This is a genomic window from Nocardia sp. NPDC003726 (genome assembly GCF_053586955.1).
Genome location: NZ_JBSFNF010000033.1, coordinates 1 through 25,529, shown reverse-complemented (window position 1 = coordinate 25,529; position 25,529 = coordinate 1). Strand labels below are relative to the sequence as shown.

The 25,529-nt window shown below is 69.3% G+C and carries 25 protein-coding genes; 10 read left to right on the top strand and 15 right to left on the bottom strand.

The features are described 5' to 3' along the window. Positions 1-4: 4 nt before the first annotated feature. Positions 5-904, bottom strand: a complete 900-nt coding sequence (locus ACWDMM_RS30185; protein WP_449940689.1) for a helix-turn-helix domain-containing protein — start codon at positions 902-904, stop codon at positions 5-7. An 84-nt stretch (positions 905-988) separates the two neighbouring features. On the opposite strand from ACWDMM_RS30185, the gene ACWDMM_RS30180 reads away from it, so the two are divergent. Genes ACWDMM_RS30180 through ACWDMM_RS30170 form a run of 3 tightly spaced genes read left to right on the top strand, consistent with a single transcriptional unit; the run spans position 989 to position 4,101 of the window. Continuing rightward, positions 989-2,152 (top strand): hypothetical protein, encoded by a 1,164-nt coding sequence (locus ACWDMM_RS30180; RefSeq protein ID WP_357112276.1) that lies wholly within the window; start codon positions 989-991, stop codon positions 2,150-2,152. Next, complete coding sequence (locus tag ACWDMM_RS30175; protein WP_039797758.1) at positions 2,152-2,928, top strand: SDR family oxidoreductase; 777 nt, start codon at positions 2,152-2,154, stop codon at positions 2,926-2,928. Before ACWDMM_RS30180 ends, ACWDMM_RS30175 begins: the two co-directional genes overlap by 1 nt. Positions 2,929-2,937: 9 nt before the next feature. Further along, a complete protein-coding gene (locus ACWDMM_RS30170; protein ID WP_324722431.1) occupies positions 2,938-4,101 on the top strand; it encodes a sulfotransferase family protein in 1,164 nt (387 codons plus the stop codon). A 498-nt stretch (positions 4,102-4,599) separates the two neighbouring features. On the opposite strand, the gene ACWDMM_RS30165 is transcribed toward ACWDMM_RS30170, so the two are convergent. Then, the gene (locus tag ACWDMM_RS30165) at positions 4,600-5,277 is read right to left on the bottom strand and encodes a PaaI family thioesterase (RefSeq protein ID WP_195081754.1); all 678 of its coding nucleotides are present in this window, start codon (positions 5,275-5,277) and stop codon (positions 4,600-4,602) included. 199 nt (positions 5,278-5,476) lie between these two features. Here ACWDMM_RS30165 and ACWDMM_RS30160 point away from each other — a divergent pair, with 199 nt between their 5' ends. Next, positions 5,477-6,127 carry an HAD family hydrolase gene (locus tag ACWDMM_RS30160; RefSeq protein ID WP_195081755.1) on the top strand — a complete coding sequence of 217 codons (651 nt, stop codon included), beginning with the start codon at positions 5,477-5,479 and terminating at the stop codon, positions 6,125-6,127. Positions 6,128-6,142: 15 nt separating this feature from the next. On the opposite strand, the gene ACWDMM_RS30155 is transcribed toward ACWDMM_RS30160, so the two are convergent. Beyond that, complete coding sequence (locus ACWDMM_RS30155; RefSeq protein ID WP_195081756.1) at positions 6,143-6,736, bottom strand: TetR/AcrR family transcriptional regulator; 594 nt, start codon at positions 6,734-6,736, stop codon at positions 6,143-6,145. Between the two features lie 21 nt (positions 6,737-6,757). Between ACWDMM_RS30155 and ACWDMM_RS30150 the strand changes: the two genes are divergently transcribed. Then, positions 6,758-7,123 (top strand): hypothetical protein, encoded by a 366-nt coding sequence (locus ACWDMM_RS30150; RefSeq protein WP_449940684.1) that lies wholly within the window; start codon positions 6,758-6,760, stop codon positions 7,121-7,123. A gap of 602 nt (positions 7,124-7,725) precedes the next feature. Here the strand turns inward: ACWDMM_RS30150 and ACWDMM_RS30145 are convergent. After that, entirely contained in the window at positions 7,726-8,223 is a 498-nt protein-coding gene (locus tag ACWDMM_RS30145; RefSeq protein WP_195081758.1) for a hypothetical protein, read from the bottom strand. Between the two features lie 85 nt (positions 8,224-8,308). On the opposite strand from ACWDMM_RS30145, the gene ACWDMM_RS30140 reads away from it, so the two are divergent. Then, positions 8,309-8,554: a hypothetical protein gene (locus ACWDMM_RS30140; protein ID WP_449940680.1), complete on the top strand. Its 246-nt coding sequence runs from the start codon at positions 8,309-8,311 to the stop codon at positions 8,552-8,554. Here the strand turns inward: ACWDMM_RS30140 and ACWDMM_RS30135 are convergent. Together ACWDMM_RS30135 and ACWDMM_RS30130 are read right to left on the bottom strand one after the other, a co-directional pair. Then, positions 8,537-9,343, bottom strand: a complete 807-nt coding sequence (locus tag ACWDMM_RS30135) for an ABC transporter ATP-binding protein (protein WP_449940676.1) — start codon at positions 9,341-9,343, stop codon at positions 8,537-8,539. The two genes, ACWDMM_RS30140 and ACWDMM_RS30135, sit on opposite strands and share 18 nt — an antisense overlap. Beyond that, complete coding sequence (locus tag ACWDMM_RS30130; protein ID WP_357112264.1) at positions 9,340-10,011, bottom strand: FadR/GntR family transcriptional regulator; 672 nt, start codon at positions 10,009-10,011, stop codon at positions 9,340-9,342. The genes ACWDMM_RS30135 and ACWDMM_RS30130 overlap by 4 nt, the downstream gene beginning before the upstream one ends. Positions 10,012-10,266: 255 nt before the next feature. Between ACWDMM_RS30130 and ACWDMM_RS30125 the strand changes: the two genes are divergently transcribed. Beyond that, the gene (locus ACWDMM_RS30125) at positions 10,267-11,925 is read left to right on the top strand and encodes a 2-isopropylmalate synthase (protein WP_449940726.1); all 1,659 of its coding nucleotides are present in this window, start codon (positions 10,267-10,269) and stop codon (positions 11,923-11,925) included. A gap of 139 nt (positions 11,926-12,064) precedes the next feature. Here ACWDMM_RS30125 and ACWDMM_RS30120 read toward each other — a convergent pair whose 3' ends face one another. Beyond that, positions 12,065-12,448, bottom strand: a complete 384-nt coding sequence (locus ACWDMM_RS30120; RefSeq protein ID WP_195081763.1) for a nuclear transport factor 2 family protein — start codon at positions 12,446-12,448, stop codon at positions 12,065-12,067. 88 nt (positions 12,449-12,536) lie between these two features. Here ACWDMM_RS30120 and ACWDMM_RS30115 point away from each other — a divergent pair, with 88 nt between their 5' ends. Further along, entirely contained in the window at positions 12,537-13,322 is a 786-nt protein-coding gene (locus tag ACWDMM_RS30115; RefSeq protein ID WP_195081764.1) for a helix-turn-helix domain-containing protein, read from the top strand. A gap of 13 nt (positions 13,323-13,335) precedes the next feature. Here the strand turns inward: ACWDMM_RS30115 and ACWDMM_RS30110 are convergent, their stop codons facing one another. After that, positions 13,336-13,965 (bottom strand): maleylpyruvate isomerase family mycothiol-dependent enzyme, encoded by a 630-nt coding sequence (locus ACWDMM_RS30110; RefSeq protein ID WP_449940671.1) that lies wholly within the window; start codon positions 13,963-13,965, stop codon positions 13,336-13,338. Between the two features lie 146 nt (positions 13,966-14,111). Continuing rightward, a complete protein-coding gene (gene xylB, locus ACWDMM_RS30105; protein ID WP_449940668.1) occupies positions 14,112-15,521 on the bottom strand; it encodes a xylulokinase in 1,410 nt (469 codons plus the stop codon). 222 nt (positions 15,522-15,743) lie between these two features. Here xylB and ACWDMM_RS30100 point away from each other — a divergent pair, with 222 nt between their 5' ends. Continuing rightward, positions 15,744-16,229, top strand: coding sequence for a hypothetical protein (locus tag ACWDMM_RS30100; RefSeq protein ID WP_195081767.1), 486 nt, complete (start codon positions 15,744-15,746; stop codon positions 16,227-16,229). Here the strand turns inward: ACWDMM_RS30100 and ACWDMM_RS30095 are convergent. From ACWDMM_RS30095 to ACWDMM_RS30070, 6 genes are all read right to left on the bottom strand, one after another. Next, the gene (locus ACWDMM_RS30095) at positions 16,220-17,230 is read right to left on the bottom strand and encodes a glycoside hydrolase family 172 protein (RefSeq protein WP_449940665.1); all 1,011 of its coding nucleotides are present in this window, start codon (positions 17,228-17,230) and stop codon (positions 16,220-16,222) included. The genes ACWDMM_RS30100 and ACWDMM_RS30095 overlap by 10 nt on opposite strands. Further along, positions 17,227-17,676, bottom strand: coding sequence for a thioredoxin family protein (locus tag ACWDMM_RS30090; protein ID WP_195081769.1), 450 nt, complete (start codon positions 17,674-17,676; stop codon positions 17,227-17,229). Before ACWDMM_RS30090 ends, ACWDMM_RS30095 begins: the two co-directional genes overlap by 4 nt. A gap of 56 nt (positions 17,677-17,732) precedes the next feature. After that, complete coding sequence (locus ACWDMM_RS30085; protein ID WP_449940724.1) at positions 17,733-19,214, bottom strand: FGGY-family carbohydrate kinase; 1,482 nt, start codon at positions 19,212-19,214, stop codon at positions 17,733-17,735. Positions 19,215-19,216: 2 nt separating this feature from the next. Then, positions 19,217-20,629, bottom strand: a complete 1,413-nt coding sequence (locus ACWDMM_RS30080; RefSeq protein ID WP_449940662.1) for an L-fucose/L-arabinose isomerase family protein — start codon at positions 20,627-20,629, stop codon at positions 19,217-19,219. Between the two features lie 120 nt (positions 20,630-20,749). Then, entirely contained in the window at positions 20,750-21,628 is an 879-nt protein-coding gene (locus ACWDMM_RS30075; RefSeq protein WP_357112246.1) for a glycosyl hydrolase family 32, read from the bottom strand. A 38-nt stretch (positions 21,629-21,666) separates the two neighbouring features. After that, complete coding sequence (locus tag ACWDMM_RS30070) at positions 21,667-23,955, bottom strand: excinuclease ABC subunit UvrA (RefSeq protein WP_357112243.1); 2,289 nt, start codon at positions 23,953-23,955, stop codon at positions 21,667-21,669. Between the two features lie 63 nt (positions 23,956-24,018). Between ACWDMM_RS30070 and ACWDMM_RS30065 the strand changes: the two genes are divergently transcribed. Further along, positions 24,019-24,987, top strand: coding sequence for a helix-turn-helix transcriptional regulator (locus tag ACWDMM_RS30065; RefSeq protein WP_195081773.1), 969 nt, complete (start codon positions 24,019-24,021; stop codon positions 24,985-24,987). Positions 24,988-25,529: the final 542 nt, after the last annotated feature.

The following is a 25,529-nucleotide window of genomic DNA, read 5'->3' as shown; positions in this document are numbered from 1 at the left end:
AAAACTAGAACACGTTTCGGTCTTCGGTCAATGGTCTGCGTCCGCCCGAGTTCGCCGTCACCGCGTCGGCGGCGGCCACCAGCGCCGCGCCGCGGCGGGTGATCTCCGCTCCGGTGATCGAGCGGCCGACGTACATCGTGAGCACCATGTTCTGCCTGCCGTCGCCATCGAAGGTCGGTGCGGCGAGCAGGCTCACCGCGTGCTCCTTGCGCGGCCGCAGGTCCGCGCCCAGGTACACCCGTTCACCGAGGCTGCTCACCAGTTCGCCGACCAGTTCCCGCAGCTCGGGAGGCAGATCGCGATCGGCGACTCCGGCCAGCAGCGAGTACAGCCGTCGTCCCGCGGTGGTCATGCTCTCGACCAGGAATCCGCGCTCGCGGCATTCGGCGACGACCTGGCGCAGGCGCGCCTCGTCCTGCCGTAGCGGCACCGCGGGCGGCTTGGCCAGCCAGGCGTCGAACGCCGCGTCGGTGTCCCAGAGCACGTACATCAGGCCGACCGGCGGCGCGAAATGGTAGGCCGCGCCCACCTTGACCAGGCCGGGACCGGTGCTCTCCAGCACCATGATCTGCTCGCCGACCACCGCCGACGCGGTGCAGGTGGTGTGGTAGCGCGCGGAGAGTTTCTCCAGCTCGACGCGGGCCAGCGCGGAGATGGCGAAGCTGTCCTGCGCCACCCGCCCCGCCGCGATCAGCGCCGGTCCGAGCCCGTAGGTCCTGGTGTCGGCGTCGCGCACCAGATAGCCGCCCGCCGTCAGCTCGGTGAGGATGCCGAGGCAGGTGGGTTTCGCCAGGTCGAGTTCGCGGGCCAGTTCGGACAGCCCGAAGCGCTTGCCGCGCTGTTCGACGAAGAAATCCAGCACCTGCACCACCCGTGCGGTGGGCGCGGACCGACGGCTGACCATTGACCACTCCTAGAACACGTTCTAATCTTTCTCCTATCGAAATGTACCAGAGCGGTACATATTTGGAACACCGGAGAGAGCCTCTTGCTGACACAGCCGTTCGCGGACGCAGTCGCCGCCGCCGAGCAGATCATCACCGGAGCCGCGCACATCCGCACCGAACAGGACCTCGTCGAGGGTTACGACTATCTGGCGGGCAGCATCCGCGCGTCGTTGCAGATGGCCTGGGCCTACGAGCTGGACTTCCCGTTCTTCGTCATGTCCACCGGCCCGTACACCAAGATGGGGCTGGACAACCCCGACACCCTCTACTACCACTCCTACCTGCGCCCGGACGCCGAATACGTGGTGACCGGCACCCGCGGCACCACCCGCGACCTGAGCTTCCAGGTGCTCAACGGCAACTATTCGCCCGTCGACGTGCCCGACAGCCTCACCGCCTTCGACGATCGGGAACTCGATATCCGTCCGGACGGGAGCTACGAGATCCGCTTCGGTCCGGGCGAGGCGCGCCCCGGCTACGTCCACCTCGGCACCGACGCGGCGATGCTCGTAGTCCGCGAGGTGCACAGCGATTGGGCGACCGAGAAGGCGGGCACCATCCGCATCCAGCGCGCCGACCGGATCGGCGAAGCGCCGCCGCCGCCGACCAAGGACCTGCTGGCCAAGCGGTACGGCGTGGCGGGCAAGATGCTGGTGTCGCGGTTGAAGACCTTCCTGGCCTTCCCGGAGTGGTTCTATCTGAACCTGCCGGTGAACACGCTGACCGAGCCGAGGCCCACCCCCGGCGGGCTGAGCACCCAGTTCTCCTCGGTGGGTCACTACGACCTGGACGACGACCAGGCCATGATCATCACGGTGCCCAAATCCGACGCGCCCTACCAGGGCTTCCAGCTCGGCAGCATGTGGTACCTGTCGCTGGACTACATCAACCACCAGACCAGCCTCACCGCCGACCAGGCGCACGTGGACCCGGACGGGAAGATCCGGCTGGTGGTCAGCGAGCGCGACCCCGGCCTGGCCAACTGGATCGAGCGCACCGGGCACTCGCGGGGCTACCTCCAGTTCCGCTGGCAGCGGCTGTCGCGGGAGATGAAACCCGACGACGGGCCCACCGTGGAGGTCGTCTCCGTCGCGGACCTGCCGAACCGCCTGCCGTTCCACGAGCAGGCGCGGGTCACCCCGCAGCAGTGGCGCGACCGGATCGCGGCGCGTCAGGTCGCCGTCGCGGAGAGGATGCTGGGCTGATGTTGTTGCAGGACAAAGTGGTCGTCGTCTCCGGCGTCGGGCCGGGACTCGGGCGCGCGATCGCCGTGCAGAGCGCGAAGGCCGGCGCGGACGTGGTGCTCGCCTCCCGCACCGAATCGCGGCTGACCGAGGTGGCGAAGGAGATCACCGAACTGGGCAGGCGCGCGGTGGTCGTGCCGACCGACATCAACGACGAGGCGGCGGCGGCCAACCTGGTCGAGGCCGCCCACAGCGCGTTCGGCAAGGTGGACACGCTGGTGAACAACGCCTTCGCGATCCCGCCCATCGTGGACCTCGCCGATGTCGATCTGGACCAGGTGCGCGCGGGCTTCGAGACCAACGTGCTGGCCGCGTTGCGGCTGACCAGGCTGTTCGTGCCCGCCCTCGCCGAGACCAAGGGCTCGGTGGTGATGATCAACTCGGCGGTGCTGCACCACTCGCGGCGCACCTTCGGGCCGTACAAGATGGCCAAGGCCAGCCTGCTCGCGCTGGCGCAGAGCCTGGCCACCGAACTCGGGCCGAAGGGCATCCGGGTCAATTCCGTCGCGCCCGGCTATATCTGGGCCGACAACCTGAAGTGGTACTTCAACTATCTGGCGCAGCAGCGGGGGATCACCCCCGATGAGGTCTACGCCGAGACCGCGAAGACCACCGACCTGCGCAAACTGCCCGAGCCCGACGAGATCGCCGACGCGGTCGTGTTCTTCGCGTCCGCCATGGCGCGCGCGATCACCGGCGCGTGCCTGGACGTCAACGCAGGCGAATTCCACCACTAGGAGATGACCGTGATCGGTAGGGACGACGTCGGGACCATCGACGATCTGCACGCCTCGGCGACCAAGGTCGTCGGGCTGGACGACTTCGGCGCCGACGACTACCGCGATGGCCTCGAGGTGCTGCTCGAGTCCTATGCGAAGGACGCCGAACTCACGCCGTTCGGCAACAAGGTCAACCGCGCCTTCCTGCGCGGCGCGCTGATCGCCCGCCTGCTCAGCGAGGCGGCCTGGCGGCAGCATCCCGAACACGCGGAGGTGGCGATCGAGCGCCCGATCTTCGTGACCGGCCTGCCGCGCTCGGGCACGACGGCGGTGCACCGCCTGCTCAACGCCGACCCGGCGCACCAGGGGCTGGAGATGTGGCTGACCGAGATGCCACAGCCGCGCCCGCCGCGCGAGACCTGGGCGAGCAACCCGGTCTACCAGCGTCTGGCCGCCGCCTACGACAAGCACCACGTCGAGCACCCGGAATTCATGGGTGTGCACCACATCTCGGCCGATCAGGTCGAGGAGTGCTGGCAGTTGCTGCGGCAGTCGGCCATGTCGGTGTCCTACGAGTGCCTGGCCTACCTGCCCACCTATTCCGAGTGGCTGCGCGACCGGGATTGGACGCCCGCCTACCGCAGGCACCGGCGCAACCTCCAGTTGATCGGGCTGCCGGACGCGGGCAAGCGATGGGTGCTCAAGAACCCCAGCCACCTGTTCGCGCTGGACGCGATCTTCGAGGTGTATCCGGACGCGCTGGTCATCCAGATGCACCGCGATCCGCGCACCATCATCGCGTCGGTGTGCAGCTTGAACGAGCAGGCGTCGGCGGGCTGGTCGGAGAAGTTCCGCGGCCCGGTGGTCGGCGCGACCCAATTGGATCTGTGGGCGCGCGGCGCGGAGCGGTTTCTCGCCGACCGCGAACGCCACGACGCGGCGCAGTTCTGCGATGTCGACTACGACGAGTTCGTCGCCGACCCGATCGGCACGGTCACGTCGATCTACCGGCACTTCGGGCTGCCGCTGACCGACGAGGCGGAGGCGGCGATGACCGCGCTGCACGCGGAGAGCACCTCGGGCGCCGCGCGTCCGGCGCACCGCTACACCCTCGGCGATTTCGGATTGAGCGCCGAGCAGGTGGACGCCCGGTTCGGCGCGTACCGGGAAGCGCACTTCCCGGGGCGGTGATCGGTCGGCGCTCGCCGGTGGGACTTCCGACCGGCCAGCGCCGCAGCGTCCGGCCGCGAACGCATCGCGCGCGAGTGTGCATCGAGTGCGGGTACGGGGCTGCCGGGTCGCGCTCGACTCGCCTACCTGGGCTCTTCCGGCAGACACGATTACCCTGCTATGCAGCGCGTTTCGTGCAAACTGGCACCGTACGCCATTCGCGACGGCATTCTGCGTCGCAAGCGATCGATGGCCTGCGACCCGATGGCCCGGCGCCTGACGATTCCCGTCGTCGCCGTGCTTGCACGGACTCCGTCGGACCGCCGCGGTCACCAGGACGAGCGACAGCGCGACCCCCGCGGCGGGCCGAAGCGGCAGGGGTGAGCGGCGGAGAGCGTGTACCCAACTAATCGGTAGCCGGAATGCCCCGCGCCGGAAGCCAACGCCGCTCAGCGTGGCGCGGGGCGTCCCCAAGACGCCCCCGCGAACCGGTCAGCCCTCGACGTGCTGGAACGTGTGTCAGGGCTGTCCGGGCTTGAGCACGATGAACAAGCCGTTCGCCTCCGCGCACAGCCGGTCGCCGTCGTGCAGGGTGGCCCGCACGTAGACTTTGCGGCCCTCCTGGCGTTCGGCCCACGCGCGCACCTTCAGCTCGGTGTTCAGCGGCGTGATGGAGCGGTAGTCGACGGTGAGCGACGCCGTCCTGGTCACCGAGCCGGAGCGCACCGCCGCCGCCATGCCGAGCAGGTCGTCGAAGGCGATGGCGATCTGGCCGCCGTGGGCGGCGCTGTTGCCGCCGAGGTGGAAGGTGCGGAAGGTCAGACGCGCGTCGACGCCGTCCTGCGGGTCGACATGGTCGATGAGGAACGGCGGCAGGGTGATGTTGCCGCGGGCGGGCAGATCGAAGCGGGTCCAATTGGGGGTCGACCACTCGTCCACCTTGGCGGCGTCGAGCTTGTCGTTCAGCTCCTTGAGCACGCCGATCGCCTCCACCGCCAGCTCGTCGGAGGGCGAGGCAAGCCGGACCCGGTCCATCAGGCCGCGCACCTGCTCGATGAACTGGCCGTAGTGCGGCCCGCCGCGGGAGATGTCGTCCTTGGCGGCCTCGTGCGCGGCGATCAACTCGGTCATCGGCCGGAACCCGCCCTCGTGGTGCTCCTTGCTCGGCAGCGAGTCGCCGGCCTGCGGTTCGTTCATAAGAACAAGTTATCGGTTGCCCGGCGAATGCTCGCCGCGCGGGTGCTGTGTCCGTCGTCACGGGCCGTGACCGCCTAGGCTGGTGCGCGACCGGATATCACCCTTTCCCGGGTGGTATCGGCCCCGGTTCCCGCGGCCGCAGATGCGTCCCGGCTCGCTGGATCGGTGACCGCTTCGGCTGGCGAAAGGCTCTGTGCGCATGGGTATCACCGCGGTGGTGTTCGACATGGACGGCGTCCTGATCGACTCCGAGCCGGTCTGGGAACTGGTGCGGCGTGGCTACGTCGCCGAGAAAGGCGGGCGGTGGCTGCCCGACACCCAGCAGCGGCTGATGGGGATGAGCACCGGGGAGTGGTCGGCCTACCTGAGCGGCGAACTCGGGGTCGGCGAGCCGCCGGAGACCGTCGCGCGGGAGGTGATCGAGCGGATGTCCGAGCGCTACGCCGACGGGGTGCCGCTGCTGCCGGGCGCGGTCGAGGCCGTGCAGCGGATGTGTGAGCACTGGCCGCTCGGGCTGGCCAGTTCGTCGCCGCGCGCGCTCATCGACACGGTGCTGGGCCGGACGGGTCTGATCGAGTATTTCTCCGTCACCTTCTCCACCGAGGAGGTCGATCGCGGCAAACCGGCGCCGGACGTCTACCTGACGGTCGCGACGTTCCTGCGGCAGCGGCCGGGCGACTGTGTCGCCGTCGAGGACTCGAGCAACGGCCTGCGCTCGGCCCACGCGGCCGGGATGCGGGTGATCGCGGCGCCGCGCCCGGAGTACCCGCCTGCTTCCGATGCGCTCGGCTTGGCCGCCAAGGTGATCTCGGGCCTCGACGAACTCACTCCGGCGTTGATCGCCGGTTGAGGTTCTTGCAGCGGATCAGGGGCGGTAGGAGGTCAGCAGGGTCCGGGCGGCGGCGGTGAGGTCTTCCTCCAGCCACCTGGGCAGTTCCGGGGCGTAGGCGTGGCGGCGCAGCGCCGCATAGGGCAGATCGACGATCGCGCGGCTGACGGCATCGATCTCACGTTCGCCGTCCCGGCCCAGCAAGGCGCGCGCGATGCGGTGCAAGTGCTCGATCAGCGGCGCGTTCATGCCGGACAGGGTCGCGCGGAACTCGGCGTCCGGTTCGCCGTCGAGCAGATCGCGGGGACGCAGCTCGAGCAGGAGCTTGGCGTCCTCGGGCAGCTCGCGGCCGAACCGGAGGGCGGCGCGCACCATCCCGACGCCCGCTTCCACCGGATCCGGCTGGTCGGCGGCGGCGAGGGTGCGGTCCTGGAAACGGCGCAGCGCGCGCAGCCAGGCCGCGGTCAGCACGCCGTTGCGGTTGCCGAAGCGGTGATAGAGGGTGCCGACCGGAGCGCCACTGGCCTCGGCGATGGCCGACACGCTGGCCGCACGCGGCCCTTCGGCGAGGACGAGCGCGCGTGCTGCGTCGAGGATCACGTCGGTGTCGTGCTTGCGGGGCGGCGCCATGTACTAGTACGTTCCTTCTATATGGAGCGATTGTCCTATATAGATGAGCATGCCAGATCGGTCGCCGCGAATCGGGATCGGGCGTGGAAAGCGGTGCTGAACGTCGTCTGTCCCGACCCGCACGAGCCGTCGCCGCCGGCGGGATTCGTCATCGATTCCGTGACGCGACCGCACCGATTGGCTCTGCGCGGACAGCACTGGTTCTCGAAATACGCGCTGATCTTCGAATTGGACGAGGAGGGCCCGAGCCGGACCCGTGTCCGCGCGCGCAGTTACGGCGACTTTCCCGGTCTGCACGGCCGAATCTATCGCGCGCTGGTCGTGGGGAGCGGCGGTCACCGCTTGGTGGTTCGTCACATGCTGCGCCGGATCGCGGCGGCGGCATGATCCCCGGGACGGTGTGGGGCGCCACCGAGGCCGAACGCGAGGCGCCCCTGCCGTGCGACGACCGGCAGCCCGGCGGCCTGCAGGCCGATCGCGCGATCGGCATCGACGCGCCGCCCGCTCTGGTCTACGCCTGGCTGTGCCAGTTGCGCGTCGCGCCCTACAGCTACGACTTGCTGGACCACTTCGGCAGGCGCAGCCCGCGCCGGCGCGATCCGATGCTCACCGAACTCGCGGTGGGGCAACGGTTCATGTCCCGATTCGAGTTGGTCTCCTTCGTCCTGGGCAGGCACATCACCCTGGTCTCGGGCAAGGTGTGCGTCACCTACGCGGTGCGTCCAGAACGCGCGGGAACGCGGCTTGTGGTCCGGATACCGAGCACCGCGCCGGTTCGGCGTCCTCCACGGTCGCACCGGAACAGTGAGCCGGGGTCGGAGCGCCGCCCGAGCAAGCCGCGGCGCGCACCAGGTGATGAGCCGGTTCGTCATCCGCGCTGTCCGACTGCGCCGCTGACCGGCGACAGGCGCGTCATCGGCATGCGTGCCTGGAGTCCGCCACCGCTGTCGATCGCCCACTGGCGCAGAGCCCGGTCATCGGGGTGGCATTCACGAAAGACTTTCCACCAGGTCGAACTTCCGTTGTTCGTATCCCTTGGGCACGGTATCGCGGACCGAGATCAGGGCGTGTGCCCACGAGCCGAGGACGGTGTGGTCGCCCACCGTGCGGCCGGGGGCGGGTACGGGTTCCGCGGTGAGCAAGGGCAGCGGGTGGATGCGGTGACGGGCCTCGTTCTCCAGTACGGTCGCTTTGTCCACGAAGACCCGCAGGTCGTGATTGAGGAGATAGCGGCCGGCCGCGCCGTGTTCCGGCGGTACCAGCGCGGCGACCCAACCCACTGTGCGATAGAGGTTTTCGCCCTGCTCCGGCGTCGGCGCGTCCCGTCCGGCCCAGGTGACCCGAGTGGGCTCGGTGAGCAGTCGTTCGATCCCTTGAACGAGGTGGTGGCCGATTCTGGCGTGTTCCATGAGCCTCGGGCCGACGTCCACATAGCCGAGTACACGATGGTCGTCGGTGCGGAGTACTGCTCGGTAGAGCTGCCACACGTAGCCGTATTCCCTTCGGTGGTAGTCGATTTCGCTGCATACTCACACGCGATTGCGGTGTGGCGATTACAGCGGCGTTACCACCGTGGTGCGCCTGGTGCGGGATTTCGGTGCGCTGGGCGCGCAGGTCGCCGCGCCCGGCGTAGCACGGGGGGCGATGGCCTTCGCGCCGACGAGCGCGTCCACCGGCATCGGTCCCACCGCCGTGCGCCTTGCGACCGCGCGCTTCGGCTCCGCGACGACCTCGGTGAATGCGGTGATCGGAGGCGGCCCGTTCGAGCTGCACTCGGTCCGGCTTCAGGGCGAGCCGGGATTATCGCGGCCAGGCTGAGGGTTTGCGGGCTGCCCGCGCGGTCCAGCGGCCGTCGTCGTGGCGGACTTCGACCGGGTGTGCGAAGGCGGCGGTGACGTTCTCGGTGGTGATCGTCTCCGCTGCGGGACCCGCCGCGACGGCATGGCCGCCTGCGATCAGCAACGCGTGCGTCGTCGTGCTGGGCAGTTCCTCCAGGTGGTGGGTGACCAGGATGGAGGCGACCTCGGGGTGGGTCCGGTCCAGGGTGTCGAGGGTGTCCAGCAACTGTTCGCGGGCAGCGACGTCCAGTCCGGTGGACGGTTCGTCGAACAGCAGCAGCCGGGGCTCGGCGATCAGCGCTCGGGCGATGAGCGCGCGGCCGCGCTCGCCTTGGCTGAGCGTGGGCCAGATCTCGCTCGCCTTCCCGGTCAGGCCGACGGTGTCGATCATCGCGTCGGCTCGGTCGAGTTGGTCGGGGGTCGGGGTCCAGCGCATGGGCGTGTCGATGGTCGCGGTCAGTCCGGTCAGCACGAGCTCGCGGATGGTCAGCGGCGAGCGCAGCGGGTGCCGCGGGTTCACCTGGCCGATGCCACGGCGCAGCCGCTGCAATTCGACGCGGCCGAGTTCCGCCCCGAGCACCCGGACCGAGCCGGAGGTGGGGAAGGTGACGGCGCCGCAGAAGCCGAGCAGCGTGCTCTTGCCCGCGCCGTTGGGGCCGAGCAGCGCCCAGCGCTCACCGGCCCGCACGGTCAGGGAGATCCCGTCGATGATCTTCTTGCCCTCCCGGCGGAAGGTCACGTCGGTCAGCTCGAGCACCGGATCGGTCACGTGAAGGCCTCTTTCAAAGTGGTCAGGTGGGCGCGGCTGTATTCCGCCGCGGCGGTGGGATCGCGGTCGGCGATGGCGTCGGCCAGGCGCTGGTGGGCGGCATGATCGGCGGGCTCCGAGGGCACCGGGCGGATCTTCAGCATGTCGATCATCGCCAGGCGCAGTCGCGGCAGGAAGCTGTCGAACAACTGGGTCAGCACGTCGTTGTGCGCGGCCACGATCACCGCCCGGTGGAACGCCATATCGGCGTCGACGTGCTCGGCCACCGGCCCGCCGTGCGGTTCCCGCGCGGCCAGCGTCCGGCGGATCATCCGCAGGTCGGCGGGGGTGCGCCGCTGAGCGGCCAGCGCGGCGGCCTCGGCCTCGATGGCGATGCGCGCTTCGATCACCGAGGCGATCGTGGCGCGGCGCAGCACCGCGTCCCACTCCTCGCTCACGTCGAGCGCGGTCACGAAGACGCCCGCGCCTTGCCTGCTGTCCAGCACGCCTTTTCCGGCCAGCTCGCGGATCGCCTCCCGCAGCGTGGAGCGTCCGACGCCGAGCTGTGCGGCCAGGGTGGTCTCGCCGGGCAGGCGGTGGCCCAGCGGCCATTCGCCCGCCTGGATCCTGGCGAGCAGCACCTCGGCCGCCTGCGCGGCCAGCGGATGGCGCCGTACCTGCGAGATCATCGCTACCTCTCTACTTGTCTGAGGAGTCGTGTACAGTCTAGCCATCATGCGCACCATGCTTCTGCTCAGCCGCCACGGCGGGGCCTGAACGACCGGCCGCCCGCCGTGGGGCTTCGTCGTGGCCGGTCACCTTTGTCGTGACGGCCGCAACGGCCAGAAAGCAGACCCATGACCACCGCTTTCCCCACCATTCACACCCCTGCGGGCGACATGCCGGAACAGGCTCCGGCGTGGAATCGCCAACGACGCTCGCACATGCCGTCGCACCGCTACCGGGACATCTATCAACGCGTGGAAGTGCCGCTCACGCAACGGGACTGGCCTCAGGCCAGGATCACGCAGGCGCCGCTGTGGGTGCCGGTCGACCTGCGCGACGGCAATCAGGCACTCGCCGAACCGATGGACCCGGCGCGCAAACGGCGCTTCTTCGAGCTCCTGGTCGCCATGGGCTACAAGGAAATCGAGGTGGGTTACCCGTCGGCGTCGCAGACCGACTTCGACTTCGTACGGCTCATCGCCGAGGAGGATCTCGCGCCGGAGGACGTGACGATCGCCGTGTTCACCCCGGCGCGGCGCGATCTCATCGAGCGCACGGTCGCCTCGATCCGCGGTATCCGCAACGACGTCGTCATCCACATGTACACCGCGACGGCTCCCGCGTGGCGGGACGTCGTGCTCGGCAAGGACCGCGCGGCGCTGGCCGAACTGATCCTCGACGGCGGACGTGCCGTGCTGGACTGCGCCGGGGACCTGCCGAACGTGCGGTTCGAGTTCTCACCCGAGGTGTTCAACCTGACCGAGCCCGACTACGTGCTCGAGATCTGCGACCGGATGACCACTTTGTGGGACGCCACCGCGCGGCGGCCGGTCGTCCTCAACCTGCCCGCCACCGTCGAGGTCGCCACCCCGAACGTCTACGCCGACCAGATCGAATACATGCATCGCAATCTGGCCCGCCGCGACAGCGTCATCCTGTCGGTGCACCCGCACAATGATCGCGGCACCGGCATCGCGTGTGCCGAGCTCGCGGTGCTCGCGGGCGCGCAGCGCGTCGAGGGCTGCGTCTTCGGCAACGGCGAGCGCACCGGCAACGTCGACATCGCCACGCTGGCGCTGAACCTGCACGCGCAGGGCGTCGATCCGATGATCGACTTCTCCGACATCGACGAGATCCGGCGCACCGTCGAGTACTGCACGCGCATGCCGATCCACGAACGTCACCCGTACGTGGGCGATCTGGTGCACACGGCGTTCTCCGGCACCCATCAGGACGCGATCAAGAAGGGCATGGCCGAGCATCGAGCCCGCGCCGCCGCGACGGGCATCCCGGAGCGTGAACTCGATTGGCGCGTCCCCTATCTGCCCATCGACCCCGCCGACATCGGCCGCAGCTACGACGCGGTGATCCGGGTCAATTCCCAATCCGGCAAGGGCGGCGTCGCCTACCTGCTGCACACCGAATACGGCATGGAACTGCCACGGCGCCTGCAGATCGATTTTGCCCGGCACGTGCAAGCGCTCGCCGACGACACCGGCGCCGAGATCACCGCCGCCGAACTGCGTGACCTGTTCGAGGCGGTCTATTGCGACGAACTCTCGGGGCCGGCCTTGAAAGAGTGGCGCACCAGCGACGACGGGGACACCGAGATCACGCTGATCATCGACGGCGTCACCCACCGGACCCGCCGTCGCGGCGGCCCCGTCGCGGCGCTCACCGAGGCACTGGCCGAGGCCGGGTATCGCATCGAGGTGCTCGGCCTGACCCAGCACACGATCGACAGCGACGACAACGCCATCGCTTATCTGGAGTACCGCGGCGCCGACCACACCGGGTGGACCTGCGGACGAGCCGATTCCGCCCAGGCGGCGGCGCTTGCCGCGGTCGTGCGCGCCGCCGCACGCGCGGCGCAGTGATGAGGAGCCGACGCGCGGTGCCGCGGCGGTCGGCGCTCGACGCGGCGGAACGGGCCGGCCGGGACGGATGACCGCTGACGATCGGATCGATGCGGACGTACCGGTGCCGGTCGGTTCCCGATGAACCGACCGGCACCGGTCAGAACATGCCGTGCGGGATCTGCCCTGGGTCGGGCACCGGTTGCACCACGTCCCAGTGCTCCACGATCTTTCCGTCGGCCACCCGCCAGATGTCCACCACCGCCAGGTCGGGCTCTTCGCCGCCGGGCGGGACCATGCGGTAATGCATGACCACGTAGTCGTCGTCGGCGATCACCCGTGCCAGCTCCAGCTTCGACCTGGTCACCGCCGCCTGTGCGATGAATTCGAGGAAGGCCTCCTTGCCCGAGGGATTCCCGGGACTGTGCTCGAGGAAATCGTCGTGCAGCAGCGTGCGCAGGACGTCCAGGTTGCCCGCGGCGAATTCCGCGAAGCCGCTGGAGAGCAGTTCCTTGTTGCGCAGTGCCGTGTTGTCTTTCGTCATGCCGCCGACACTGGCAGCGGGCGAACCGGGGTGTCGATTACCTGCCATGTAATGGCGGGCGCGAACGGGGCGCCGTGATACTTGGCCGATGAACGGTGATCGACCGGTGGGCGAACTGCTGCGGGAGTGGCGGCACCGGCGGAAGCTGAGCCAGCTGGACCTGGCCATCCAGGCCGACGTGTCCGCCCGGCACGTCAGTTTCGTCGAGACCGGCCGCACGACGCCCAGCCGCGCCATGGTGCTGCACTTGGCCGAGCAACTCGACATCCCGCTTCGCGAACGCAATCGCGTGCTGGTCGCCGCCGGACACGCTCCCGAGTTCCGGCGCAGCGACTGGAATGATCCCGCGCTGCGGCGCGCCCGCGAGGCGGTGCAGCGGGTCCTGCGGCTGCACGAACCGTATCCGGCGCTGGCGGTGGACCGGCGCTGGAACCTGGTGCAGGCCAATGCCTGTGTCGGCGTGTTCTTCGACGGCGTGGCTCCGGAACTGCTCGAACCACCGATCAACATGATGCGACTCGGACTGCATCCCGCGGGCTTCGCCTCCCGGCTGGACAATCTCGACCAGGTCCGCGCTTTCCTGCTGCCTCGCCTGGCCCGCCAGGTCATGGCGACCGGAGATCCCGCCCTGGCGGCCCTGTACGAGGAATTGCGCTCCTACGGCTCGCCGGGCGGTGCGGACGGTGACTCCGCCGAGATACTGCTGCCGATCCGGCTGCGCCACCGCGACGCGCCGCTCGGGTTCTTCAGCACCATCACGACCTTCGGCGCGGCCTTCGACATCACGCTCGACGAGATCGCGGTCGAAGCGTACTTCCCCGCCGACGATGAAACGGCCGCCTACCTGCGCGAGCTTGCCGAAGCCCGCCGGTGAGCGGGCACCCGGATCATTCGCGTCTGGTGAATCGCTGCGCGGGCTCGCCGCTGAGGTGGCCGGCGGGCAACTTGCGCCCGCAGAGGACGAGCAGCAGGTCTTGGGCGCGACCGGACAGCACCGTGCCGGATCCGTAGCTGAAGTCCAGGTCGTCGGCGCGCAGTTCGATGCCGCTGAGTTCGGCGCCGAACAGTTTGACGGTCCTGGGATCGATCGTGTCCAGAACCAAGCGCATCCGCTCCTCGGGCACCACGCGGTCCAGGCCGAGCGCCACGGTGATGTCCAATCCGTGGATCACATCGTGGCTCAAGGCGTTGGACAGTCCGCCGCCCGGCGGCCGCCAGGGATGATCGACGTTGTCCCACAGCGTTTTCAGCAGATCCGAGGTGCTGAGCGTGGCGGCGTCCATCCGGGCGGTGCGGTCGGCCATGCGGTTGAAGTTCCCGAACGCCGCGACCATCCCCAGCGCGAAGCGTCCGCTCGACAGGCGGTACGGCATGGTGATGTGCGCGACCACTTCGCGTACCCGCCAGCCCGCGCACAGCGTCGGAGCGTCCCAGCCCTCGGCGTCCAGTCCGGCCAGGAGTTCGGCGAGTTCGGTCCGTTCCGCCGTCACCGCCCTCCGCACCAGGGTATCGGTCATTCGTCCACCTCTTTTCGACGAGGGTGATCCAACCCCTCTGTCCGTCGAGGCGCCAGCCGGCGACACAAATCGGCCAACCGGAACGCGGGATGGGGTATATCCCGATCCCCGCGCGCACGGCCGGGGGATCGCGATGACGAGCGCGGTCAGCCGTAGAGCGCCTGGCGAGCACTGCGATACTCGGCCCGGATCTCCCGTCCGGACGCGGTATCGGCCGGTGGCGCAACCTCCGCGACCGGGCATGCGGACCAGGTCGGCGGCCGGCACGCGCCGCTGAGCGCCCACGCCGCCTGGCGGGCAGCGCCGAGCGCGACGTATTCGGCCGGTTCCGGCACCGTCACCGTGACGCCGAAGACCTGCGCGGCGATCGCCGCCACCAGCCGGGAGCGCGCCGCGCCGCCGATGAGCAGCACGCGCCGCGGCGTCACCCCGGCGATCTCGATGAGGCGGTCGAGCGCGTCGGCGAGATGGCACAGCAGCCCCTCGAAGGCGGCGCGGGCCACCGTGCCGGGGCGCATCGCCTCCGGCCGCAACCCGTGCAGACTGCCCGCGGCATGCGGCAGGTTGGGTGTGCGTTCACCGGCGAGATAGGGCAGCAGGACGACGCCGTCCGCGCCGGGCGGCTCCTGTGCGGCGAGCGATTCCAGCGTGGGCAGATCCACGCCGAGCAGAGCGGCGGTCGAGGTCAGGATGCGGGCGGCGTTGAGCGTGCAGACCAGCGGCAGGAACGCGCCGGTGGCGTCCGCGAACCCGGAGACCGCGCCGGTGGCGTCGGCGGCGGGATGCCCGGTGCGGGCGTAGGCCGTCCCGCTGGTGCCGAGGGAGACCACCACGTCGCCGTCCGTGATGCCCAAGCCCAGCGCGGCACCGGCGTTGTCCCCCGTTCCGGCGGCGACCAGTGCGCCCGACGGCGTGTGCCCCGCGGATTCGTTCGGGCCGAGAACCTGCGGCAGCGCCGGGCGGCGTCCGCGAAAAGCCATGGAGAGCAGGTCTTCGCGATAGCCGCCGCCGGCTGGCGACCAATAGCCGGTGCCGGAGGCATCGCCCCGGTCGGTGGTCGGCTCGAGCACGCGTCCCGGTCCGCCGCCCCGTAGTCGCCAGGTCAGGTAGTCGTGCGGCAGCACGACGTGAGCGGTGCGGTCGGCGAGTTCCGGTTCGTGGTCGGCCAGCCAGCGCAATTTGGCGACGGTCGAGCCTGCCACCGGCACACTGCCGACGGCATCGGCCCAGGCCCCCGGTCCGCCGAGGTCGGCGATCAGGTCCTTCGCCGCATCAGCGGAGCGGACGTCGTTCCACAACAGCGCGTCCCGCACCGGGACGCCCGCCGCGTCCAGCGAGACCAAGCCCTGCTGCTGCCCCGCGACGGCGATCGCGTCCACGTCGTCGAGCAATCCCGCGCTCGCCGTCCGCAGCGCCTCCCACCACGCGGCCGGTGCGACTTCGGTTCCCTCCGGGTGCGTGGCCCGCCCCTGGGCGAGGATCTCACCGCTGTCGGCGTCGCAGACGACGACCTTGCACGCCTGGGTGGAGCTGTCGACTCCCGCCACCGTCGTCATCGGGCCTGCCCCGGTCGAAGCTCGCTCGTGACGCGTATACGGCACCCGCCGCGCGGCGGACGGGGGCGGATCGAACGCGGTCGCATTCGCAGGACGAGCCCGCCGCGCGATCCGGCGAACCGTCCGATCGTCTCGAGCACACCCATACGATCACCTTGCACCTCGCCGCCCCGCACCGGAGCGTTTCGGGTATTCCGCCGCCGTATCGGGCAGACTGGCGCGATGAGCATCGACCCCACCGACGTGCGCATCCGCACGGGAGACGGGACGCGGCTGCCGGAACTGACCGAAGACGCGCTCGGCGAGCTGCTCGGTGAACCGGCCGGGCCGGAACACGCCGTGCTGGAACTCAGCCGTGCCGATCTGCACGAGATACGGGCCGGATTGCTGCCCGACGGCGTCTACGAGCTGGAGCACCGTGCCGGTTCGGCGACCGAGTCCTTCCAGATGTACACCTCCGACCCGGTGCTGGTGCGCGACGTGCTGTGGGCTTGGCTGTCCGGCGATCCGTGGTGGCGCGACGCGGTGGCGTGGTTCCGGGTGGACCCGGCGATCGCCGAACTGCGCGCCGTGCAGGACGAACTCGCCGGGCTGCTGGACGGCCTGACCGGGTTGGACGATCTCACCGCAGGCATGGACGCGGCGCTGGCACGCGCCGACGAACTGCTGGCGCTCCCACCGGATGGCGAAGGCCCCGATCAGCCCTGATACCACCAGGCGGTGGTCGCCACATCGGCGTCCTCCAGCGGAAGATAGGTCTCCGCGTCCTGCCATCCGAGGGCCTGCACGGTGACGCGCAACTCGCGCTCGAAGCAAATCGGATCGCGCACATGCCATCGGTACATGCCGAAGCGCTGATCCGCTCGATAGATCTGCTCCGGCGGCAGCACCTGATGCAGCCCCAGATAAGGCGTGGAGTATGTCCGGTACGTCCCGTCGAGGTCGAAATTCCAGGCGCCGCCGAAATAGTCCTCGGTGCCCGTTCCACAAATGGTGGGATGGTCGGTATCCCCGTCCAGGAAGAACTTGACCTCACCCTCGCCCCACCATCCCGGCGCACCAGGGCGGATGGCGAGATAGGTGCCGACGTAGCGGCCCGGCCCCGGCACCGTGTCGAGAACGGTGTGGACGGCGGGATTTCCCAAGCTCGTCGTCCGCGTCCACCGAGTGTGCAGATACCCGGCGTCGTCCGGCACGTCCTCTTCGGTATAGGTCGCCTGGTAATACACCGGAACCTCACGGCCGCAATGGTTTTCGAGGGTGATACGCGCTCGGTGCCGAAACGGCATGGGCCAGTAGCTGTTCAATCCGCCCGCGGGCGCGACCACCACCATCTCCGAACTCAGCAGGGCCGTCTCGCCCCATCCGTTGCAGAAGAAGTCGCCCAGCGGCGACTCGATCGCGGGTCGCGTCGCGTCGTCCCAGGTCATCCGCAGCGTCAGCCCGCGCAGCACGGAACGCTCCGTGGTCAGCCAGAAATGCCGGAACACCCCGGGACCGGACACGTCGGCCAGCGTGGCGGTTCCACCGTGCGCGAGGGCGATCGAGGGGGAGATCTTCCATCCCGGTCCGAGCAGCCGCGCCGCGTGCGCTCCGGTGCCGTCGGTCGCCCGCGCGCCCGCGCCGGGCGCCCCCGTCGGATTCTCGGCGCTGACCGACCGCGTTCGCGTGCCGTCCAGCCGCCACAGTTCACCGCCCGGCGCGGTCACAGTCCCGGCCACCCGTATCGGGGAGCGGTCGGCGCGAGCCCGGCCCGGTGCGCCGTGACGGCACCGGTCGCGGCCGGCTGCCGGGCGTCGGCCTGCTGGGCGAGTTCCCGGCGGACCTGATCCATGTCCAGCCAGAGGATCTGCTGCACCAGGTCCTCCAGCGCGTCCGACGCCATGGCGCCCGCCGCGGAATAGACCAGCAGGCCGTCCCGGAACGCCATCACGGTCGGATACTGCGTCACCTGCGCGGCGGCGGTTAGCGCGACCTCGGCTTCGACGTCGACCTTGCCGTGCACGATCTGCGGATGCCGCTGCGCGGAAGCCTCGTACACCGGAGCGAAAGACCGGCACGGCCCGCACCACCCGGCCCACCAATCCACCAGCACGATCGGATGCGACGTGACGACGGAGTCGAAATTGTCCTGGGTCAGGGTGATCGTGGGCATGAAGTCCTCGTATCGTTCCGCGGCGCGACTGTCCACCGTCGCACGGATATTCGCGCTCAGGAAGCCGCCCCGGCACGATGCTGTTCGGCCGCGAGGAAGTGCGCGATATTCGTGGTTCGATCGTACAGATCGCGGTAGTGCCGGTAGTACTGCTCGTATTTCGCGACGTGCTGGGGGTGCGGGCGAACGGTGTCGACGATCGGATTCCACGCCGAGGTCTCGATCCCGGCGGCCTCGGCGGCGAGCAGGGCGTCACCGAGGCTCGCGCCGACGGTCTCGGCGGGCAACTGCTGGGGCAGGCCGGTGACATCCGAGACGATCCGGGTCCACAACCCGCCCCTGGTGCCACCGCCCACCGCGACCAGACGCCTCGCCCGTCCGCCCGCTTCGGTCATGGCCTCGAGGTTGTGCCGCACCCCGTAGCCGATGCCCTCGAGCACCGCCCGATAGAGCTCGGGCCGTCCGTGCCCGAGGGTCAATCCGGCGACGATGCCGCGTGCGTCGGGATCGAACAGGGGAGTGCGCTCCCCGGCGAAATAGGGCAGCACGAGCAGGCCCCTGCTGCCCGCGGGCACCTCCGCGGCCGCGGCGACCAGGTCGGTGAACTCGCCGCCGACGAGTTTGCGCAGCCAGTCGGTGACGGCGCCGGAAGTGGCCATGCCCGCGGCGAGGGTATACGTGTCCGGCCAGGCGCCGCAGGTACCCCAGAGACCGGGATGCGGCCGCGGGTCGGTGAGCACCTGCACCAGGAACATGGTCGTGCCGTACATGATCATCGCGTCGCCCGGGGCGCGGACGCCGACGCTGGCCGCCTCGGCCCAGGCATCGATGGTCCCGGTGGTGACGGGCAGCCCCGTCGGGAGCCCGGTGGCGGCCGCCGCGTCCGCGCTCACCCGGCCCACGATCTCGGTGGGCCAAGCCAGCTCCGGCAGCCTCCAGCCCGGCACTACCCGCTCGGCCCAGTCGGTCGCCCACGCGCGTTCACGCAGGTCGTAGAGGGGCACGCACTGGCTGGCCGATTGATGGTCGAGAACGTAGCGGCCGGTGAGCCGGTGCACCAGGAAGGAACTCGCCATCAGCAGCATCGCGGTGCGCGCGGCGACGTCCGGCTCGTGCCGGGCCAGCCACCGGGCCTTCGGGCCGACGGCCTGGCTGGTCAGCGGCGACCCGGCGCGGTCGAGCACGGCCCGCGCGCCGAATTCGTCGTTCAGCTCCGCGATCTCGGCGCTCGCCCTGGTGTCGACGCCGTAGAGGATGGCAGGGCGCAGCGGCCTTCCCTCCGCGTCGGCGGGCAGCAGGCACGGTCCGATGCCGGACACCCCGAGGCCCGCGAGCGTGGCGCCGTCGGCCGCCGCCACCAGCTCACGGGCGAGTGCGCGGAAATCCGCCCACCACACCGTCTCCGCGTCGTGCTCGACCCAGCCGGGGCGCGGCATGGACACCTCGTGGGCGCGCTCGGCCCTGGCGACGATCGTGCCGCGCGCGTCGGTGAGCACGCCTTTGGAACTCGAGGTCCCGATGTCGATGCCGAGGAACATCGTCACCGCGTGAACTCGTCCACCGTGATGTCGAGCAAGCCGCACGTCGCACGCAGGGCTTCCCGATGGTCGCCGGGCACCGCGTGAATGTGGTTGGCCCCGAACCGGTTCAGGAAGTCCTCGGCGCGCGCGTCCAGCCGGGCGAAGGCGTGCGGCCACTCCCGGGTCGACTGCTTCATCAGCGCATCGTTGGTCTGCTCGTCGTAGTGCTCGAAATCGCCGAGCATCAGCTGCATGCGGTAGTCGCCGTCGAGCCGGGTGAGCCGGGCGAGGGTCATCCGGCCCGGCGCGGCCAGATGATGCACCGATGCGCCGCCCGCGGGGAAGAAGAACACCTCCGGATACAAATGCACCTTCGCGAGGTTCTCGGCCGGATCGTCGCTGCGCGCGGCGAACCAGGTGGCGTGCTGACCGGAATTGCACAGATCCCAGATGTCCCGATCGGCGTGATAGTGGCGGACGTCGGCGAACAGCACCGGGGTGTCCGCGACGGCTTTGAGCAGCTGCATGGTCAGCGCGCCGTCCATGTCCGCCTCGGTCGCGCAGACGTGCGGTTCCTTCGGGCCGTTCCAGTCGTAGGGATCGTTGAGGAACGCCTCGGTGATGTCCATGGTGGCGAAATACTGGGTGAGCTCCGGTTGTCCCTTGATCCCCGAGAAGTCCAGGCGCCATTCGGCGATCAGCTCGCGCACCGCGAGATACGAGCGGATCTGGCGTTCCAGCAACTGCGGGGTGAGCTTCGCGCCGTCGTAGTGCACGCCTGCGGCGTGCCGCTCCAGCCATTCGCGCGCGGCCTTCGCCTCGCCCGCGTCGGCCAGTTCGGCGCGCCGCACGATCTCCCACTGATCGATTTCCTCGACGTCGATGCCGAATCGGCGCTGCCACTGATCGGTGTTGGCGACCGCGGTGTTCATGCCCATCGGCCGCCCGCCGAAGCGCCCGAATGTCGAACCGCGCAAGCTCGCCACGGCGGCCGCGGCCCGCGCGCGAACGCCGATGGCCTCGATCAGTCCGGGATCGGACGGATCACCCCACAGCCTGCTGTGTTTGCGCCCGATCTGGTCCAGCGCGCCTCCGGCGGCCAGCATGCCGACCATGCCGGGCTGGACCGGGTCGATATTCGACAGCAACAGCAGCGGACCGGGAATCGCGCCCGCCGCGAGCATCGTGAAGTGCGGAAACGCCCAGACCGCGTAGTGCAGCACGGTGAGATCGACGCCCGCCGCGGCGACCGTGCGCGCTACCGTGCCTGCCAGCGCGTTGTCGCTGATCGGCGCCGCGCCGCGAACCACGTCGTGCCCCGCCGCCGTCAGCGCGGTCACGAGCCGGTCCTCGGTGGAGGCGATGAAATCGGCGATGCCCGCATGCACATAGTTGCGGCCATCGGAGATGCTGATGATGCCGATACGGGCCATGCCGGTCCCTCCCGTAGGTGGGGTGATCGGAGAGTTCGACTCGCTCAACAGATACCAGCCGAGACCGCGCCCATAGACGGGTTTCGCCGAAATGGCGCTCGGCTCGGTGTTTCGGACCGCTTAGCGCGGAACCGTTTTGACGACCCGCCCCCGCGGGAAGCCGAGCGGCGCCAGATGCACCCCGCCTTGGCCCCAGCCCGCGCTGGTGATCCACCAGCGGCCGTCCGCTTCGACCACCTCGGCGGCGTGCGCCGCGATATGGCCGACCTTGTCGCCGATGCGGAAGCGGAACGGGTTGTCGCTGCGGAAGACGTCGGTGCCGACGTAATGCGGGCGCGGACCGATGAACAGGTACCACCATCCGCCGTGCCGGAGGACATAGGGCGACTCGGTGTTGCCCGCCTCGGTGCCTTTTGCCGGGTCCGTGTACGCGATGTGCCGCTCGCCCCAGTGCACGAGGTCGGTGCTGGTGCGGTAGGCGACGACGTGGTGACCACCGTCCGGGGCACTGGTCGCGCAGTAGTACATCACCCATTGGTCGCCCACCCGCGCCACCATCGGGTCGCGCGCGTCGTAGCCGTCGCGGAACAGCGGCCCCGCCGCGGACCTGGTCCAGTGGAACAGGTCGGGCGAGGTCGCCAGGTTCATCGCCGCGGCGGTGCGGTCGGCGCCGCCCGCCGCGTAGAACATGTGGTACCGGCCCAGGGCCGCGAGCACGTAAGGCGCCCACAGATGCGTCTCGCCGTAGTTCCGGTCCACCCGCAACGCGGAGGCATGCTTGGTCCACGGGCCGGCCAACCGGTCGGCGGTGGCGTGGGCGAACTCGATTTCATCGAACGGGTCCGCCGGTTCGGGATGCGTGATGCCGAAAAGGTGCCACCGCCCGTAGTCGTCGCGAACAATCGTGTGGTCGTTGATGTACCAGGCTTCCGGCTCCCCGGCGCTCGGGTCGTAGATCCGCGCGAAACTTCCCGCTCGGACCACCTCCCGCGTCGCCATAGGTTCATGATGCCGCGATCAGGTCCACGGTGGCGGGATCATCGGGCAACCACACTGCGCCGCAAGTACTCCGCGGTCAGCGACCGGCCGTCGGTCAGCAAGTCCGCAGGCGTGCCGGCGAAAACGAGTTCGCCGCCGTGCTTTCCGCCGTCGGGTCCGAGGTCGATCACCCAGTCGGCCCGAGCGACGAGATCGAGGTCGTGCTCGATGACGATCACCGTGTTGCCCGCGTCGACCAGCCGGTCCAGCAGCCCGACCAGGGTGTCCACGTCGGCCATGTGCAGTCCGGTGGTCGGTTCGTCCAGCACGTAGACGGTGGCTTCGGCGCGCCGCTGGAGGTGATCGGCCAGCTTCACGCGCTGGCGTTCGCCGCCGGACAGCGAGGACAGCGACCGGCCGAGGGTGAGATACCCGAGACCGACATCGAGCAGCGACCGCAACGGCGTGCTGATCCGCCGGTCCTGTGCTTCGGCCCAGAAGTTCAGCGCCTGCTCCGCGGGCATCTCCAGCACGTCGGCGATCGACGCCCCGCGAATCTCGTAGGCGAGCGCCTCCGGACGGTACCTGCGTCCGTGGCAGGCATGGCAGACCGTGGTGACCGGATCCATGTACGCCAAGTCGGTGAAGATCACGCCCGCGCCGTCGCATTCGCGGCAGGCTCCGTCGGAATTGAAACTGAACAAGCCCGGTCGCACACCGTGCCGCTTGGCGAAAAGCTGACGTAACGGGTCCATGATGCCGAGATAGGTCGCCGGGCTGGAGCGCCGGGACGCGGCAATCGCGGATTGGTCCACCGCGACGACCTCCGGATACGTCGCGACGAACGCGCCGGACACCAGCGTGCTCTTCCCGGAGCCCGCCACACCCGTCACCGCCGTGAGCACACCCGTGGGAAAGCGCACGGTGAGATTCTTCAGGTTGTAGGCATCGGCATCGGCCACGGTGAGCCATCCCGCAGGCTCACGGACGTCCTCCTTCACCCGGCGGACCCGGCGCAAGCCCGCACCGGTCGGCGTCTCCGCGAGCCGCAGCTGATCGACCGTGCCCTGGAACACCACCTGCCCGCCATGGGAACCCGCGCCCGGCCCCATGTCGACCACGTGGTCGGCGACGGCGATGACGTCCGGGGAGTGCTCCACCACCAACACGGTGTTGCCCTTGTCGCGCAGCCGGCGCAGCAGCGTGTTCAGCCGTCCCACGTCCCGGGGATGCATGCCGACGCTGGGCTCGTCGAAGATATAGGTCATGCCGGTGAGGCTGGAGCCCAGATGCCGGACCACCTTCAGGCGCTGCGCCTCGCCGCCCGACAGGGTCGCGGTCTCCCGATCGAGCGAAAGGTAGCCGAGCCCGACTTCCTCGATCCGCCGCAGCCTGGCGACGGCTGCCTGGGCGATCGGCCGCGCCACCGGATCGTCCAAGCGGTCGAGCACGTCTATGAGATCGGTGATCTCCATCCTGCCGTAGTCGGCGATGCCGAGCCCGTCGATCCGGCTCGCCAGCGCGGCGGCGTTGAGCCGCGCGCCCCCGCATTCCGGGCAGACCTTCTCGGTGACCACCGCGCGGGCGGCCGCGCGATTCTTGTCCGACAGCGCGGCGAGATCACGTTTGATGTAGAGGCGGTCGAACCGCTCCAGCAGTCCTTCGTAGGCGTTGTTCCCCGCCGATCCGTTCCGATTCTTGCGCGGCACCCGAAATCCTTTGCCGTGCAGGAACAGCTGCCATTCCTCGGCGGTGAAGTCCCGCAGCGGCTTGTCCGGATCGAAAAGTCCCGACTCGGCGTAGAGCTGCCACTGGAATGTTCCGACCGCGAACGGGCCGAACGTGATCGCACCCTCGTTGAGCGACTTGTCCGCATCGATCAGCTTGTCCGGATCGGGCCGCACCACGTGGCCCAGACCACCGCACGCCGGACACATGCCCAGCGGGTCGTTGAACGAATAGCGGGTGGCCTCGCCCGCGCTCGGCACGCTGTGCCGGGAGAACAGCACGCGGATGACCGAGTGGATGTCGGTCATGGTCCCGACCGTGGACCGGGAATTGCCGCCGATCGGCTTCTGATCGACGACGACGGCGGGCGCGAGGTCGTCGATGGCCTCCACCTCGGGACGCTCGTACTTGGGCAGCCGATTGCGGATGAACCAGGTGAAGGTCTCGTTGAGCTGCCGCTGCGATTCCACCGCGACCGTCCCGAAGACGATCGACGACTTGCCCGAGCCGGAGACGCCGGTGAAGACCACGATCTTGCCTTTGGGGATGGTCAGCGAGACGTCGCGCAGATTGTTCTCGCGAGCCCCGATGATCTTGATGGTGTCTCGATCTGCATGCACGGACCTCACGCTAGGAACGGATGAGGTCGGATTTCGTCCTCGTTCGCCGCCATACTCGAGGACGTGACCCAGACCGCCGCCCGACTGCTCCAGCTGCTGTCGCTGTTGCAGACCCGCCGCGAATGGAGCGGCCCCGAACTGGCCGCGCGGCTCGGGGTCACGGTGCGGACCGTCCGCCGGGACGTGGAACGCCTGCGCGAGCTGGAATACCCGGTGGTCGCGAGCCTCGGCGCGATCGGCGGCTACCGCCTGGAAGCGGGCGCGGCGCTGCCGCCGCTGCTACTCGACGACGAGGAAGCGGTCGCGATCACCCTCGGACTGCGCGGCGCGGCGCAGGGCGCGATCGCGGGCATCGAAGAATCGGCCGCTCGCGCGCTGGTGAAATTGCAGCAGGTCCTGCCGTCCCGGTTGCGACGCCGGGTCGACGCGATAGACACCACCACCGTGTCGCTCGGCGGCCCCGCTGCCGGGCCCCTGATCGATCCCGAAGTGCTGGTGACGCTCGCCGCCGCCGCGCGTGACGGCGAACGGATCCGGTTCCGCTACCGCGACAAGACCGGCACCGAGAGCGGCCGGCTCGCCGAACCGCACAGCCTGGTCTCCGCGGGCCGCCGCTGGTATCTGGTCGCCTGGGACGTCGACCGCGCCGATTGGCGCACCTTCCGCGTGGACCGCTTGACCGCGCCGCGACCGATCGGAATACGCTGCGCACCCCGCGCGCTGCCCACCGAGGATGCGGCGAGTTTCGTGACCAGCCAGCTGGCGCGCTCCAGGCCGGTCCGTCCTGTGGTCCTGCGGGTGCATGCCTCCGCCGCAACCCTGGCCGAAACGTTCCGCGTGCGCGCGGAGGAGATCGAGCCGCTGGACGAGCGGACCTGTCTACTGCGCACCTGCGCGGATTCGCTGGAGTGGACCGCCCTCCGCATCGCGCACCTGGACTTGGACTTCGAGGTCGTCGAACCCACCGAGATGAGGGACCTGCTTGCCGGGCTCGGGGCGAAATTGCTGCGTGCCGCGCGGGAACCGCGCTGAGTGCGGCTTGTCGGCAGATCGGGCGCGGCGCGATTGTCTTCCGAGGCGTTGGGAGTGATCTTGTGGTGGTCTGAATCACACTTGTGTCATTCGCGCTCGCTTACCGCCGTTCGCGTGTCTCTGACCTGCGAAAAAGCGCGTTGGACAGGCGATTTGACGAAGCGTTATCCGCCGCGTAACTTATTCCAGGTCAGAGCGACACGGACACCGACCCGGAGCCGAGAAGCGAGGCGGAGACGCCGAGCGGATGGACCGGGAAACGAGGTAGGACGAGGAGCGCCTGGCGATCACACTGGCTCGATCGGGAGCCCGATTTTGATCGGGTGAACGAATGAGCTAAGCTGGAAAAGTTGCTTCACAGAAAGTCCGGAGAAATTCGGATCGGATGTGTGTGCGTGTGTTCTTTGAGAACTCAATAGTGTGTCGATGAATGTCAGTGCCAATTATTTTTGGTTTCGGCTCTTCATACCCCCGTGTGGAGGGTCGGACATTTTTAGTCAGCTAATTTCCGGCTGGCGATTGTTTTGCTGGGTTTTCGGACT